Raw genomic sequence first — 14,245 nt, 5'->3', positions numbered from 1 at the left:
CGTCAGTAGCTCTGGTGGGGGACGGCGGGCGGGAACGGTGTCCCGGCCGGAAGCGAGGACGGATGCCCCTGCGCCGGCATCTCCACCTCCGCTGCGAGCACGGACGCCGACTGGTGCGCGATGGCAGCGACGACCCGAGCGGGCAACCAGCCGGGGCCGAGCAGTGCGTCGGCGCGCGAGGCGATGCCAAATCCCGCGGGAACATCCGGTTGCACAGGGCCGCCCGCCAACTCGCCAATGATTTCGGAGAGTTGAGGGCGATGAGCCGGATCCCGGCTCAGGCACCGCGCAACCAGCGAACGCAGTTCGGGCGGGAGTTCGTCCCGTTCCGGCATCGTGTACCCCGTAGCGGCATAGGCGAGCGTCGCACCCAGCGCGTATACGTCGCCCAGCGGACGCGGCTGCCCACCCGCGGCCTGCTCGGGTGGGAGACTGCCGGCATCAAGCCCGGGCACTCCCTGGCGCACGTCGCCATCCTGCGTGGCAGCCCGCACTGCCCCGAAGCACGTCAGCCGGGGGCCGTCAGCCGCGAGCAGCACGGCGGACGGGCACAGCCCGGCATGGGTCAGGTTCTGCCCGTGGATTACGGCAAGGGTCTCGGCCAGCGCGACAGCTAGCGACCGAACGGTTCGCTCGGGCAGTGGACCGCCGTACACCGCGAGGGCGATGGGGAGCGGAAGCGCGGGCACATAGGGACGGGCGCACCACACCTCATGGCCAGGCGCGGCGAGTTCGACAGCCGGGAGCACCCATGGCCCGAGGAGGTAGCGGGAGGAGCCGGCTTCGGCCATGAACCGCTGCGGGTCCATCGTCGCCAGAGGCCTGCTGAGATGGACGGTGCGATCGCCATCGACGCTGCGGGCGATGTACCGATGCTCGGGGACGGGCGTATGCGCCGGGATCCCGATGTCGAGCCGGGTGACGACTGTGTAGGGGCCGATCCGCCTCGTACCTCGCCCGGCATCTTGCACGTGCATCGTCAGCTTTCCTCCTTACGGCTCACACCTGGTCCCTTGTCCTGTCCGCCCCAAGGGCGGGGATGCGGCCCTTGCGGGCACAGCAGCGGGGTGGGCGCCTCCCGCGCGCGCCCACCCCACGACTTCTTCAGGCCGCTCGTTCTACCGGAAGTAGCTGGCGCCCTTCTTGTCACCTTCCATGTAGGTACCACCCGACGTGAAGACGACGTGGCCGATGCCGGTCAGCGCCGTGTGAATGTCGTTGGCTTCCTTGTCCCACTTGTGCAGCTTCTCGTTGAAGGTGCCCTGGGACTCACCCTCCCAGTACTGCAGGCTGCTCACCACCAGCTGCTTGAGCTCCTGCAGGTCCTGCTCAAGGGCCGTCGCCTCGTTGCCGATCTTGGTGGCTGCCACGTCGAGCCCGTCGTAAGTGACGGACAGTCCCTCAGCGTTCTTACCGCCCATTGCTGTTTACCTCGTCTCGCTTGTGTGCCTGATGGATGCCCGGCCGTCCGGCCGATGCCCGACTCAGTAGGAGGTCAGGGGAGACGTCTGGACCGTGGGAGCGCCGTCCTGGATGTCAATCTTGTTGACCGCCGCGCGCACCTCGTCTTCCTTGCTGTCCGTGATGTTGCGCGTCGCAGTCATCGCTTCGATGACATCACCGAGGATCCTGCCGATGTTCTGCAGGGACTCGTTGATCTCGTACTGCTTCTTGTCGAACGCGGCACGGCCGATACCGTGCCACTGGCCCTCAAGGCCGTCGATCACTCCCTGAAGCCCGTGCACGCGCTTCCGGATGCCGTCGTACTTGTCGTACATCTTCTTCTGGAGATCGATGACTTTGGCATCTTCGAGCTTCTGCTTGCTAACCATCGTCAGCCTGCCCTTTCTCTCTCTGCTTCTTGATCCAGCTGTCTCGGCTCATCGCACAGCAACGGTGAGCCTTTTCTCCACGCCCCACCCGACAGCGCATGGCTCGGGTAACTGACGAGGTCACCTGGCGCGTCGTGCTCGTGTCACTGCCACACCTGCGCCCCCGATCACAACCACCGCAGCGGCTGCCCCCAGCGCAATCCACAGCGTGTTGCTGTCGTCCGACGACTCCACGCTTGATCCTGCTGCTGACGTTCCGCCCGTAGAACCCTTTGCAGAACCCTTTTCCGGGGCTTGTGACGAGGCTGATGCAGACGCGGAAGGTGAGGACGACGATGAAGACTTCGATGAGGACTTGGCCAAGAGGTCCCCGCCGTTGTCCTTCGCGAGCGGATCGACATTCGCGGGGCCGGCGTTGTAGTCGGGGTTCTCGAGAACCAGGCGAGGACGGATGAACCCGTAACCGGCGTACTTACTCGGGTTGCTCTTCGCCCACGTGCGGCCGGCCGTGTCGATCAGGGCGCGGGTGACCTGGTTCACCGTCCAGTCAGGATGGGCGGACCAGATCAGTGCGGCAGCGGCTGAGGTGAGGGCGGTCGCGGCACTCGTACCCTGCTCGTCGCAGTACGAGCGGAAGTCGGCATTGCACCAGCCTGGAATCGCCTCACCCGGCGCCGCGAGGTCGACGTAGTTTCCGTATGAGGAGAACTTCGAGACGGTCAAGGACTTGTTGGCTGCTGCGACGCCGATTACGTAGGGGTAGGCGGCGGGATAGTCGATCTGGCCATTCCCGCGACCCGCATTACCCGCTGCGGCGATCATCAGCTTGCCCTTGGAGGCGGCGTACTTGACCGCCTCTTCCTCGTGCGGGCTGACCAGTCCTCCGAACGACATACTGATGATCTTTGCGTCGCTGTCGGCGGCTGCCCTGATCGCCTGCCAGGGCTCGGGGGTCTTCTTCCTTCCCTCCGCGCCGCCCGGAACTCCCTCGAGATCGACTCGATACGGAACGATCTTCGCTCCCGGCGCCAGTCCCTGGAGGCCGCCCCCGCTTCCCGTGCCCGCGATCAACTCGGCCATGGTCGATCCGTGACCGCTGTAGTCGTCTGTGGAACGGTACGCAACGGCCTTGGGGACTTCATCAGCCAGAACTTGTCCCTTCAGAGACGGCGTATTCGGGTTCACCCCGCTGTCGATGACAGCGACATTGACCCCCTTGCCCGTGCTGCCCTTCCACATTGCCGCAGTCTGCATCGGCTCCAAGTACCACTGCTTCGACTGGGCGTCGTACGCGATGGCGCTCGGGGCGAACCCCACACTGACGGCGGCCAGGGCGCCGACGACCGCGCCCACAGCGCGCAGTCGCCTTCCGCAGCGCGTCCTGAGGATCGCAGCCCGCTCGGCTCGTCGGCTGGTCCCTGACTCCATGGCGTTCTGGTCCTCGCTCGCGCTCAGTTGGTGACCGGCGGCACATCGCGCCGCGGCTTGGTGGGCAGGTGCGTCTCTTCGTCTTCGACCAAGTAGTCGGGACGCGACGCTCCGTCCGTGTTTTCTCCGTCACCGGGCTTCCCCCGGGTGCCGCCGGACCCGCGGACGAGGCCCGCTCCGCCGCGCGTCATACCGTTTCGCTCGGCACGGGCGACGGAAGTGCGTGCGGCCGGCCTGCCGGTGACGGCCTCGGACGTGCCCGCGCCTCCCCGAGAGGCAGCCGCGCTCGAACCGGGCCGCACAGTGGACTCGGGCGTTCCGCCGACAGCACGCTGCCCGGGTCGGCCAGTAGCAGGTCGGGAGTTGGCCGCTCCCTCGGCACCGACGACCGTGCCCCGAGGAAGCTTCGGCCCGCTCTTCGACGCATTGCCGGCAGATGTCGTGGGTCGTCCCCCGACCACACCGTTCGCTCGGCCGGCGCCGGTGCTCGGGCCACCCTTGGCCCGTGGCGTTGTCGTGCCGCCGGCCCGCGGGGTGCCACCGGTGACACCTCGGCCCATCGGGGACGATTTCGCTCCGGAAGCAGTGCCCTTGGCAGCCGACTGACCCGTCGACGTGGCGCGGCCCATCTGATTCGCGGGCCCTCGGCCCGAGCCCGAGTTGCCCGAACCGGACACCCCGGCTCGCCCCTGAGCGGACACGGGGTTACGGACACCACCTGCTCCGCCCAGGCCCCTGCCTGAGGTGCCGTTCGGGATGGGAGTCCCGTAGCCGGTCTCGAACCCGCCGGTCGGGCCTCCACCAGTGGCGGGGGTGACCGGGGACGTGTGACCGGTCACGGGCGTAGTCGTCGGCGGTGGAAGGGTGCCGACGTCGTCGATATTGGTACCGACGGGATCATCAGGGTAGGCAACGTGCCCGGTCACGTCCTTGACAGGGGGCGTCACATCGTTTGTGACATGCTCACCGACGTGGCCCGTCCCGGACGTAACCGTGGTGTGATGAGTCGCTACCCCTGCTGTTCCGGCGGTCTGCGAGTTGCCGGAGTCGGAACTTCCCGAGGTGTCGCGGCGCGCTGCCTTCTGAGGCGGAGGCACCCCCACATTGGGCATCGGCTTGAACTCCGGCGCTTCGTCGTTCAAGGCCTTCAGCTGATCCGTCGACACCGCGTAGTACGACGACAACCGGTTCAACTGGTTGATCGCCTCTTGGCGGTTCTTCTCCACTCGTACGGCCGTGGCGTACTCGTCGCTGTTGCCCGCCTTCTCGGCTTCAGTGAACTTCTCGGGGCGTTTCCGGGCCGCATGCGTATCACGAGGCGGCAGGGCGCTGCGCACGGACGCCAGGCCCACGGAAGCCGCGGTGATCTGATCGCCCGCTCCGCCGGCGAAGTCGCTCAGTTTGTGTGTGTCAGTGACGAGTGAACGGCCCCACGTACGGAACGCCTCGCCCGACTCTCCAACCCAGTGGACGGTGTCGACGTGACCGCTGAGTTCCGTGGCCGCCGACTTGATGGCGTCGCGCGCGTCCCACAGGGCCTTGCCGGAGGACTCCAGGTCCTCTGGGTTCGTCTGTTCGACCAGGTCGAGCATCCGATTGAGGTCGTAGTCCTCAAAACTCGTACGCCCGTGCATGGACTGCCCGTATGGGGTGCTCTCGACCGCTGCACGCAGGGGACCGAATACGAGACTGTCGAGGAGCCCGTCGCCTTGCGGCCGCTCCTCGATACCGCGGGTGAAATCCGTGAAGGAGTTCTGCTGGGAGACCCGGTCAAGGTCCGCCTTGTGCTGCTCGTCAGTCATCGTCACGCCTTCAGGCCGGTGCCGTTGCCGGTGCGCTTGTCGTCCGTCGCATTCCGGATCTCCGTCTGGATCTCCCAGAACCGTTGGCGCTGCTCTTCTTCGAGGTTGCCGAAGCCCCGATGCGCGCCCAGGACGGCGATACCAATCGCCTCGATCTGCAGGTGCAGGGTCTTGGAGAGAGACGTGAGTCGCTCATGGACCTGGTTGTACTGCTGATACAGGGCGTGCGCCTCAGGGAAGGCACCCTGCGCACCGCTGTTCAGCGACCCTGCATTGATCGTCTGAGCGCCGACCCGCGCCGGATTGCCGGCCGACGACTCAAGGTCGTGCAGCACCGTGTCAACCCGCTTCATGAACGTAGTCAACGCCTCACTGCTGGCCTCCAGGTTCGCTGCCCTGGTTGCCGACACGCCCCCCACCATGTCTGCCGGAAGCACGACGCTCCTCCCCGTTTCCCCGTACATCCATCGGCCACACCCCGACTGCGGTGGACCGCCCACACTCCATACGATCGCAAAGCGATCAGTACCTCACAACGCGTTTACCACTGTAGTCAACCTGTACATCGGGGCCAACCGGGCTATGTCTTAACTCAGTTACGAGACTGAATCGAATGTCACCCTTTGACCTATTTGCCGGTTGGCTACGCTTGAGACCACACGGTTCCCACCTCGCCACCCACGAGGGCCTGGCCGATCGTGACCACGGCCGACGCCGCAAGCGCGGTTCCACGCCTGATCTTCATCAGACTTCCACATGCGATTGACCGCGACCGGAGGGCGACTAGCGATCCGCGGATCAACTGACCCCAGCTATAAGGGAGTTGCTACCGTTCTTCGGCCTCTTTCTGCGACGTCCCAGGCTCCGCAGGCAGCGCTGGCGGCCGACTGGGCGCTGGACAAGGCGCCCCCAGCAGCTGGAAAAGGAAGACTGACGTGAACGCCACAAGGGCGAAACTCCTGATCGCTGGTACCGCCGTCGCAGTCGGGGGCCTTCTGGCCGCCGCCTATCTCTTCAGGTTCTCACCGTTCAACGATGGAACGGGGAAGATCGCGGCGAGTGCGGTGTGCGAATCACTCGGCCCGTCGTCACAGTCCCTGCCCGCGCTCAAGTCCGTGCTACCGAAAAATTCGTCGTACGCCTTTGACGACGATGTGACTCTGCGCGTGGACGACGGTGATGACAGCTACGGCTCGGCCTGCTCAGTCGCGGGTGGAAGGCAGGAGCTCATGAGCGCTCGGACCCAGATGATGCGCGCCGAGCCGGGCGCGAGTTGGGTCGACGGCGAGATTCAGCAGTACGCCAAGGGGTCGGACCAACTCACCTCGTTCGAGGCCTGAGCGAAGGCGGTCGCCTCCTCCTCAGTTGCCGCTGTCTTCGTGCCTTGGACGTCCACGGGGAAGATCCCGGGTGGCCAGTACAACCTCAGTGTTGTTGTTCAACTGAAGCATGCAGGGGATTCCGGCAGTTCCGAGACGCGCGCGGATCTGATCAATCTGGCGACAAGCGCAGCCTCGTACGCCCACACCGAAGCGAAGTGCGACATGCCGTCCAAGCTCGAGGAGTGACTCCCCGCCTCGGGGACAACTGAAGGCGGACGGTGAACAGTCGCCGCCCCTTGCGCCTGATCGGCAGCGAGTCAGCACTCCCCGGGCGGTATGTCACCTCGAACGCGCAGGTCGGTACCGCTCACACCCCCAGCGACACCTGGCGCCTCCCAGTCCCATCCTTCGATCATGTGTGCTCGATACGCGTACACGCGGCGGTGCTCGTACCCAGGACCGTGTATCGAGCGTCTGACGCCCTTTTCGTGTCAGTCGAGGCGGCCTCCACGCCGAGCTGCGGCGTATTGCCGCTGCCCATTTCAATGACCTGTCCTCGATCAGCGTCGCGCATTCGTCGTCGAACCGCTGTCGCCACCGACGCTCTGGCGGATCGTGACCACGGGCGACGCCGTCAGCTTGGCTCCACGCGTCATCTCCATCAGACTCCCACATACGATTGATCACAACTGCGGGGCAACTCACGACAGCAGGGCAACTGACCTCAGGTGTAAGGGAGTTGCTACCGTGCTCCGGGTCTCTTGCTGCGAAGCCCCAGACTCCGCAGCAAGCACTGGCGGCCGGTCACGATCACGGGGAAAGGGCCTTTTACATGGCATGGGACGAGTGGGAGCAACTCAAAGGTGAGGCGCTCGAGCGCCAGCAGAGTTCTACGCACATGCGACTCAACCAGATCCCGTCCGATCCGGGCGGGAACTCACAGGGCGACCTCCGCGTCAGCCAGAGCGACCTCGCCGCAATCGGCGATGCCGCGTATGAGTTGCATCAGGCATTCGACCATTACAGCGACCATGCTCGCATCAGCTCGATGAAGGCCGCCGGCGGCTTGAAGAGCGAGGGGTACGAGATCGGCTCGGCGCTGGACCATGTAGCGGAGCACTGGGTGGACCAGGTCCAGTCGCTACTTGATGCAACCGCCCACATCTCCAATCACCTCGACTACACCAAGGGCGCGCATGCGGGCGACGAGGTCTACATCGCCGGCACGATCAGCAGCATCGCCACGCTCGACAAGGGCTTCGATGAGCGGAAGGGCAACTGAGTCGATGGACCTCGACGCGCTCCGCTACGGAAATTTCCACCAGTTTAGTGAGGCGATCACGGACTGGGAGGAGATGGCAAAGAACCTCAAGGACCTTGCCACGGACGCTGACAAGAACCTCAAGGGCAAGGCGCAGAAGGCAGATTGGGCCGGTAAGAACGCCACCGTTACCCGCGAGTTCATCGACAAGACGGCCGGCGAGTTCGCCGACGCCCACACTCAGGCCGACACGGTCGCCAAGATCCTCAGCGACACCCGTGGCGAGCTCGTCGGCTACCGCACACAGGTCAACAGCGCCATTGAGGGCGGACAGCGGAAGAATCTCACGGTGATCGGTTACGAGGGCGGGTTCACCGTCACCACCAATGTGCCCCCAGAGGGACGTGCCACAGAGGACAAGACGAACCAAGGCGACATCACTGCTCTTCGCGATGAGATCCAGGGCATCCTCGACAAGGCGACTGAAAGCGACACCACCGCTGCGAAAGTGCTTCGTCTCATTGTCGACCAAGCCAAGTACGGCTTCTCCGACGCTAGTTATGAGGACCGCGACTCCGCGGCCAAGGCTGTCGCCGAGGCCGACGCGTTGGCCAAGATCCTCGCAAAGAATCCGCACGACGTGACGAACACGGAGCTCGCCACGCTCAACGCCAACCTGGCCAAGTACAAGAACGACCCGCTCTTCGCAGAGGAGTTCGCCGAGCGCGTCGGGCCGAAGAAGCTGCTGACCTTCTACGCCGGGATCGCCGACCCCTACCAGGGGCAGTACGACCCCGAACGCAGCAAACAGGCCAAACAGCTCCAGAAGAACCTTGGGATCACCATCGGTCAAGCCACGCTCTCGGACAGCGACAAGATGCAGAGCTGGGAAAAACAGATGGTCAAGCTCGGGCCGGGCCAGCTCGGTACCGACGACGCGAACAATCCGACCGGGTACGCCGTCATGAGCAACCTCATGCGTTTCGGTGACTACGACGATCAGTTCCTCAACAACTACGGCGACAAGCTCTTGGCCTACGACAAGCAGGTCAACGGCGAGGGCATCAGTCTCTGGGTCAACAATGCCAACCAGGGCGACCTGAACTACTGGGGCTACAAGAACGACCGAGGTCGTGATCCTGTGACGGGCTTCTTGGAGGCATTGGGGCACAACCCAGGTGCCTCGGAGGAATTCTTTGCCCGGCCCGACGTTACTGACGGTGCAGTCGACAGGGACAGCGTCGACAAGGATTCCGAGATCAACGATCACCTGAAGTATTTGACACAAGAGCGCGTCTGGGTATCTGACGAAACGCTCGAGGGCAAGGACGGTTACGTCGCGGGACGCGACTCACTCGGTCATGCACTGGAAGCCGCCACGACTGGATATGCATACGACGCGAGTACGGACACCATCAAGGCCGGTGGCGAACAACGCACTGCCGCGACCGCCGGTGTCATGGAACAGGTCGCCTACCTGTACGGCGGTGAAGGCGGCCCGACGATGCTGCACAACCAGCCCGAACTTGCCGACAGCCTGGGCAAGATGGCCGGTGCGTACATCGACGACATCGACTACGAGTTGTCCGGTATCGGCGACCACGGGAAGGACGCCGGGGATTTCCCTGGCCAATACGCCGGACGCGCGCAGTTCGGAAATCAGGGAGCCATCGACTTCCTGAGCGTCCTCGGCCAAAACGAGGACTCACACAAGGCCGTGACCACCGCTCAACACTTGTACACCTTGAGCATGCTGGATGCCCACCCAGCCACGAGCGACGCCAACTTGCATCAGGCGCGGGACGTGATGGCTGTCGGTGCAGAGGCTCGCGGAATTCTGGACAACTCCCGCGTGCAGCAGGAAGAAACGACCCACGGCGTGGATTCTGAGGAAGCAAATAAGGCGCTAGGCCGGTCGGCCGACTGGAAGAAACTGATGGCAGGAGCAGTCATCGCAGGCGGTGTGGCCGCGGTTCCGGTGCCGGGTTCGACAGCAGCCGCACTCGTCATCGCCCCACTTGCCGCGGACACTCTCACCGAGGCGGCTAACACGCTGGTCGGGCACGAGATCGACAAAGCCACGGACAGTGCGGAATCTGACCCGATGACTCAGTCGCAGATGACCAGCCGGGATTTCTACGGCAGGGGGGTCGACGACCTCGGATCGACCTATGACTCGTATTTCAAGGACCATCCAAAGGCCAGGGACTCAGCTGACGACCAACAGTGGGTCGAAGAAACGAAGAACAGTTACATGGGTACGGGCTCGCACGAGAATGACTACAGAGGTCGACCTTCATACAAGGACTGAGTAAGGACAGGCAATGCGTCGGATCTCAGAGCTTAGTGCTCTCAGTAGAGCCCTCGGTATAGCAACTGTGGCCGCTCTCGCCACCGGTTGCAGCAACGACCCCGCTAAAAGCCAACCCGAGGGCGCTATCACGGATGTGGCCGCGAGCAAGGTTTGCGACGGAGCGCTCGACGCGTCGGCTGCGGCAGCGTTGCAACGCTTGTCCGGTACAGATCGATTCGACGAACGCGTCGGAACGAATGATGCCGGCGAGCCCAACACGTTCTCCTTGGACAGAGCGGTCAAGCACCTGCACGGCGAGTACCTCAAGCGGAGCGCGTGCTGGGTGTACAAGTCAGGTGACGAGAGCGGACAGCCGCTTTTCGAGGTCCGGTTCTCAGCGTCCCTCACCTACCCTTCGGGCTCCGGAAAGGAGTCCGAAGACGACCGGGTCAGGTATCACTTGGGCGTCTATGCGGTCGCAGGCCGCAATGGAGCAGACATGTTCTTTCGCTGCCCGACCAACGCGACGACCAACGACGCCTACGTCGGGAACACGAACTACGTGAAGGCGGAGATGTTTTCGGTGACCAGCAAGATGCGGGGTGACAACGTGAACAAGGACCGCATGATGGTCCTCAACTCCATGTCCCGCAAAGTGGCCGCCAAAGCAGGTTGCGCATCGCAGGCGGCGCTCCCCTCACAAGTCCCGGAAGCCGAGGCCGACTGAGGGGGCTCTCCTTCGAACCTTCACGTCAGACAAACAGCACACAAGGGACGTCGCCGAACCTGTCCCTGGGCAGAGTTGCTAATTTGACCGGCACCAGGGTCGCAACGTTGGCGTCCAGCTGACAGGCGCACCGACGACCGGGCACACGGGGAAGGAGTCGGCCCATGGCATGGGAAGAGTGGGAGCAGCTGAAGGCCCAGGCAGCCGAGCGGCAGCCAACTCGCATGCGCCTCAACCAGCTGGCACCGGAGGGTGGAGGCGGAGGTACCGGCGACCTCGTCGTGCACCAGGACGACCTGGGTGCCGTCGGACACGAGGCGAACATCCTGTATGGCGACCTCAGCAAGGAGGCCGACATCGCAGGAGCAGGCGCCGGCAAGGACGGAGCCGGCTCGACCATGCAAGCCGCGGCCACGCTGAAGTCGCACGGTTTTGAGACGGGGAGCGCCTTGGAGACGACCGTCGAGATCTGGACGTCTCAGGTCAAATCCGTTCTCCAGGCTTGCGCCCACATCTCCAATCACCTGGACTTCAGCCAGAAACTCCACACTCAGGACGACGCGAAGATCGCAGCTGTCGTCAGCGGCCGCGATGGCTCGGCCATGTCGGTGTCCCAGCTCGACGAGTACTTCAAATAGGGGAACCGTCCATGGCTCTCACATTCACGGACCTCGTTGAGGTCGACCTCGGCAAGCTCGCCACCTCAGTGTCGGACTGGAAGAAGACCGTCGACGGCCTCCAGACGCTGGCGGAGAACTCCCGCAAAGGGCTGCAGGCAAAGTCAGACTCCGCTCAGTGGGCCGGTGTCAATGCGACGGTGACGCGTGACTTCATCACCAAGACGACGAAGGAGATCTCAGATCTCCACACCGAGGCGAACAGCATCTACCAGGTGCTCAGCGACGGGCACTCGGAACTCGCCTCGCTCCAGAAGCAGATCAAGACCGCCGTGGGGAGCGACGCAAGCAATCTCGGCGTCCGTGTCGAAGACATCGGCGACGGCAAGGTCCGCTGCTACTTCCCTCACATTCGTGGTGACACCGACGAACGTACGCAAGAGCAACTCGACGCCAAGCGGGAACTGGAGAGCCGGATCAACCGGCTCCTCTCCCATGCCGCCGAGATCGACGCCTCGGTCGCCCGGGCCCTCGGCAAGAGCCACGGCAACGATGCCCACAACGCGGGACACAGCAAGTACGAGTCCTTGAATGACGCCGAGGTCGAGCGCGCCGTGGAGCTGGCCCGCAAGGGCGACCAGATGTCCGACACCGAACTGCTCGAGCTCAACCGCCTGCTGCGGTTCAACTCCGGGGAGAAGGACGGCGAGTTTGCGACCGAGTTCTACCAGGGACTCGGCGGCCCGGAGAAGGCACTCGAGTTCTACGCCGAGATGTCCATCGACGGCACTGACGCCGACGCGACCAAGACACGGCTCGACGAAGTAAAGGACCTGCAGAAGGTCATGGGCTACACGCTGGCCAACGCCACGGACCCAGACCACAAGCAGCATCTGCCCAACAGCTGGAACGCGGAGTTCCGACGGCTGGGCACCCAGCAGATCGGCTGGGAAAAGGGACAGATGAACAAGCCGTACGGATACCAGGTCCTGGGCGGTCTCCTACGTTACGGCGACTACGACGCAAGGTTCCTGACCCCCATCGCGGAGCACATCACCCAGCTCCACAAGGAGGATCCGTACCAGTTCCTGTCGAATAAGCCGGCCGGCAACCCGGACATCTACGGCTTCAACCCCTCCGGTGAGCTCGGCACCGGCAACGATCCGCTCAACAGCGTCCTGGAGGCGCTCGGTCACAGTCCCGAGGCGTCAGAGAAGTTCTTCACCGAGCCGCCGACCGCGTACAACGAGGACGGCACGGTCAAGAAGGACGGTGACTCCGGCTTCAGCTCGTATCTCGACCTGTTCACCGACAAGGACTTCGAGTGGACAATCGACACCAACGACACGAATGTCCTGGCCGACGAGGACAAAACCAGGGCAGCACTGGGCTTCGGACCCGAAGCGCTCGGTCACGCCCTTGAGTCGGCGACGACGGGGCGGCCGTACGACAGTGACGACACCGGCGACGCCATCCGGCACACGCAGGCGCGCGCGGATCTGGTGCACGACATCGTCGAAAAGTTTGGCGAGCACCCCGAACTGATCCGGCACAACGAGAACGGCGACGTCGACGTCGATTCTGGGCCGCTCTACGGCATGCGCGGGAGTCTCGGGGACATCACCGCCGAGTACATGGGCGACTTCCAGCGGGCCATGTACGGGGAAGGCGATGACAGCGAGCAGTTTTCGACGTTCGGCGAGCCGGCCGGGCTGGACCCCGGCCATGCGCAGCGGTTCCTCGGTGAGGTAGGGCAGGACCCGCAAGCCTATTCGGCGATCACCAGCGCACAGCAGGCCTACACGGCTCAGCTTGTGGATCATGTCATCAACGGCGAAAGCCATTCGGCGGCCTCGCTAGATGGTCGCGTAGGCGATGCCGTAGCGCCCGGTGCCGCGATCGCCGGCATCATGAGCGACTCCCGGGCCGACGCGATCTACGAGTACCATGCCGCGTCCGACACCGAGTTCAACGAGGCGGCTGCAGACAAGCAGAAGTGGGTGGACCGGATCCTCGGGATGGGGATCGACAAGGCCGCGGAACGCGTCCCGGTTGTAGGCGCTCCTCTGGGATGGGCTTCAGAGGACATCCAGGACTCCATCATGAAGAGCATTGAGAAGGACACCACGACCGAAGCGGAGATGAAGGCCGGAGACATGTACTCCAAGGGGCGCGAGGCCAGCATCGACTCCGCGCAGGATGCGGTCGACCGCGCCCTGGTCAACAACTCCGACGTCAACTACGACACAGCCAGCGACCTGCGCCGCGCCGCTCGTGTCTCCGCCGGTAACAGTCATTCGGCCGGCGCCCAGTGGAACTCGGAGAGTGACGCGAATTGAGGTACAGGACATACCGGCTGGGAGGGAGCGTGCTGTTCGCTGCTCTGATGGCGAACACTGTGGCCGGTTGTACATCGGAGGAGCCGAAGCGAGAGTTCTCGGTGCCGAAGGCTCTGTGCGGAGTCGCCGTCCCAGCGAACGCCCTCTCCCGTCTGCTTCCCGCAACGGGACAGCACCTCACATCCGATCATGCGACTCCCGTGAGCGATGCCGTCACGACCTGCGAGGTGACGGTGGACGGGAACATGGTGCTCTCGGTCCAGAGGGACGTCATCGACGCCGGTAAGTCTGCTTGGCGCGTGGCGTCCTACGACCACGCCATCGGCCACGCGAAGACCGGCGAGGGCGGCACCATCGCCTACGTGGACCGAGCGGCGGTGTCGGTCGTCCAGTGCCAGGAGAAGGGCGCTGAGGACGAGGCTGTCAGTACCTACATCAGGACTCTCAAACCAGGGCGGCAGGACGAGTCCGCCATGAAGACCCTGATCTCCGGCTACACGGCGGCACTCAAGAAAGAACAGCCCTGCAGGAAAGGGTCCTGAAGAGGATGCCAAGAGGCCGGCAGGTCTGACCGAGATGGCGAAAAGTGCCGCCTCCTTCGGCCCCATCGATGCGGCGCAGTGT

13 protein-coding genes are annotated in these 14,245 nt (G+C 64.2%); 7 read left to right on the top strand and 6 right to left on the bottom strand.

From position 1 onward, the window contains the following. Positions 1-2: 2 nt before the first annotated feature. From ACFVYF_RS35785 to ACFVYF_RS35760, 6 genes are all read right to left on the bottom strand, one after another. The gene (locus ACFVYF_RS35785) at positions 3-977 is read right to left on the bottom strand and encodes a serine/threonine protein kinase (RefSeq protein WP_389462216.1); all 975 of its coding nucleotides are present in this window, start codon (positions 975-977) and stop codon (positions 3-5) included. A 141-nt stretch (positions 978-1,118) separates the two neighbouring features. After that, the gene (locus ACFVYF_RS35780) at positions 1,119-1,421 is read right to left on the bottom strand and encodes a WXG100 family type VII secretion target (RefSeq protein ID WP_389462215.1); all 303 of its coding nucleotides are present in this window, start codon (positions 1,419-1,421) and stop codon (positions 1,119-1,121) included. A 63-nt stretch (positions 1,422-1,484) separates the two neighbouring features. After that, complete coding sequence (locus ACFVYF_RS35775) at positions 1,485-1,832, bottom strand: WXG100 family type VII secretion target (RefSeq protein WP_389462214.1); 348 nt, start codon at positions 1,830-1,832, stop codon at positions 1,485-1,487. 120 nt (positions 1,833-1,952) lie between these two features. Next, a complete protein-coding gene (locus ACFVYF_RS35770) occupies positions 1,953-3,194 on the bottom strand; it encodes a S8 family serine peptidase (RefSeq protein WP_389462231.1) in 1,242 nt (413 codons plus the stop codon). 89 nt (positions 3,195-3,283) lie between these two features. Further along, entirely contained in the window at positions 3,284-5,062 is a 1,779-nt protein-coding gene (locus ACFVYF_RS35765) for a hypothetical protein (RefSeq protein WP_389462213.1), read from the bottom strand. A 2-nt stretch (positions 5,063-5,064) separates the two neighbouring features. Next, complete coding sequence (locus ACFVYF_RS35760; protein WP_389462212.1) at positions 5,065-5,499, bottom strand: DUF2563 family protein; 435 nt, start codon at positions 5,497-5,499, stop codon at positions 5,065-5,067. Positions 5,500-5,997: 498 nt separating this feature from the next. Between ACFVYF_RS35760 and ACFVYF_RS35755 the strand changes: the two genes are divergently transcribed. The 7 genes from ACFVYF_RS35755 to ACFVYF_RS35725 all read left to right on the top strand — a co-directional run bounded on the left by ACFVYF_RS35755 (position 5,998) and on the right by ACFVYF_RS35725 (position 14,163). Next, a complete protein-coding gene (locus tag ACFVYF_RS35755; protein ID WP_389462211.1) occupies positions 5,998-6,402 on the top strand; it encodes a hypothetical protein in 405 nt (134 codons plus the stop codon). Between the two features lie 814 nt (positions 6,403-7,216). Next, positions 7,217-7,666 carry a hypothetical protein gene (locus ACFVYF_RS35750; RefSeq protein WP_389462210.1) on the top strand — a complete coding sequence of 150 codons (450 nt, stop codon included), beginning with the start codon at positions 7,217-7,219 and terminating at the stop codon, positions 7,664-7,666. 4 nt (positions 7,667-7,670) lie between these two features. Next, on the top strand, positions 7,671-9,956 hold the full coding sequence (locus tag ACFVYF_RS35745) for a hypothetical protein (protein WP_389462209.1): 2,286 nt from the start codon (positions 7,671-7,673) through the stop codon (positions 9,954-9,956). 67 nt (positions 9,957-10,023) lie between these two features. Next, entirely contained in the window at positions 10,024-10,665 is a 642-nt protein-coding gene (locus tag ACFVYF_RS35740) for a hypothetical protein (protein ID WP_389462208.1), read from the top strand. 164 nt (positions 10,666-10,829) lie between these two features. Next, complete coding sequence (locus ACFVYF_RS35735) at positions 10,830-11,303, top strand: hypothetical protein (protein WP_389462207.1); 474 nt, start codon at positions 10,830-10,832, stop codon at positions 11,301-11,303. Between the two features lie 68 nt (positions 11,304-11,371). Continuing rightward, positions 11,372-13,621 carry a hypothetical protein gene (locus ACFVYF_RS35730; protein ID WP_389462206.1) on the top strand — a complete coding sequence of 750 codons (2,250 nt, stop codon included), beginning with the start codon at positions 11,372-11,374 and terminating at the stop codon, positions 13,619-13,621. Between the two features lie 47 nt (positions 13,622-13,668). Next, positions 13,669-14,163, top strand: coding sequence for a hypothetical protein (locus ACFVYF_RS35725; RefSeq protein ID WP_389462205.1), 495 nt, complete (start codon positions 13,669-13,671; stop codon positions 14,161-14,163). Positions 14,164-14,245 lie beyond the last annotated feature (82 nt).

It is taken from the genome of Streptomyces sp. NPDC058274 (assembly GCF_042881375.1).
GTDB lineage: Bacteria > Actinomycetota > Actinomycetes > Streptomycetales > Streptomycetaceae > Streptomyces.
Note: the sequence above shows the minus strand (reverse complement) of the source record. Positions and strands in the feature narration are given on the sequence as shown.

What these genes read in the sequence shown, in the direction of transcription:
- ACFVYF_RS35775 (WP_389462214.1), bottom strand. Translation starts at nt 1,832, where the DNA reads ATGGTTAGCAAGCAGAAGCTCGAAGATGCCAAAGTCATCGATCTCCAG.
- ACFVYF_RS35750 (WP_389462210.1), top strand. Translation starts at nt 7,217, where the DNA reads ATGGCATGGGACGAGTGGGAGCAACTCAAAGGTGAGGCGCTCGAGCGC.
- ACFVYF_RS35765 (WP_389462213.1), bottom strand. Translation starts at nt 5,062, where the DNA reads ATGACTGACGAGCAGCACAAGGCGGACCTTGACCGGGTCTCCCAGCAG.
- ACFVYF_RS35780 (WP_389462215.1), bottom strand. Translation starts at nt 1,421, where the DNA reads ATGGGCGGTAAGAACGCTGAGGGACTGTCCGTCACTTACGACGGGCTC.
- ACFVYF_RS35745 (WP_389462209.1), top strand. Translation starts at nt 7,671, where the DNA reads ATGGACCTCGACGCGCTCCGCTACGGAAATTTCCACCAGTTTAGTGAG.
- ACFVYF_RS35735 (WP_389462207.1), top strand. Translation starts at nt 10,830, where the DNA reads ATGGCATGGGAAGAGTGGGAGCAGCTGAAGGCCCAGGCAGCCGAGCGG.
- ACFVYF_RS35785 (WP_389462216.1), bottom strand. Translation starts at nt 977, where the DNA reads ATGCACGTGCAAGATGCCGGGCGAGGTACGAGGCGGATCGGCCCCTAC.
- ACFVYF_RS35725 (WP_389462205.1), top strand. Translation starts at nt 13,669, where the DNA reads ATGGCGAACACTGTGGCCGGTTGTACATCGGAGGAGCCGAAGCGAGAG.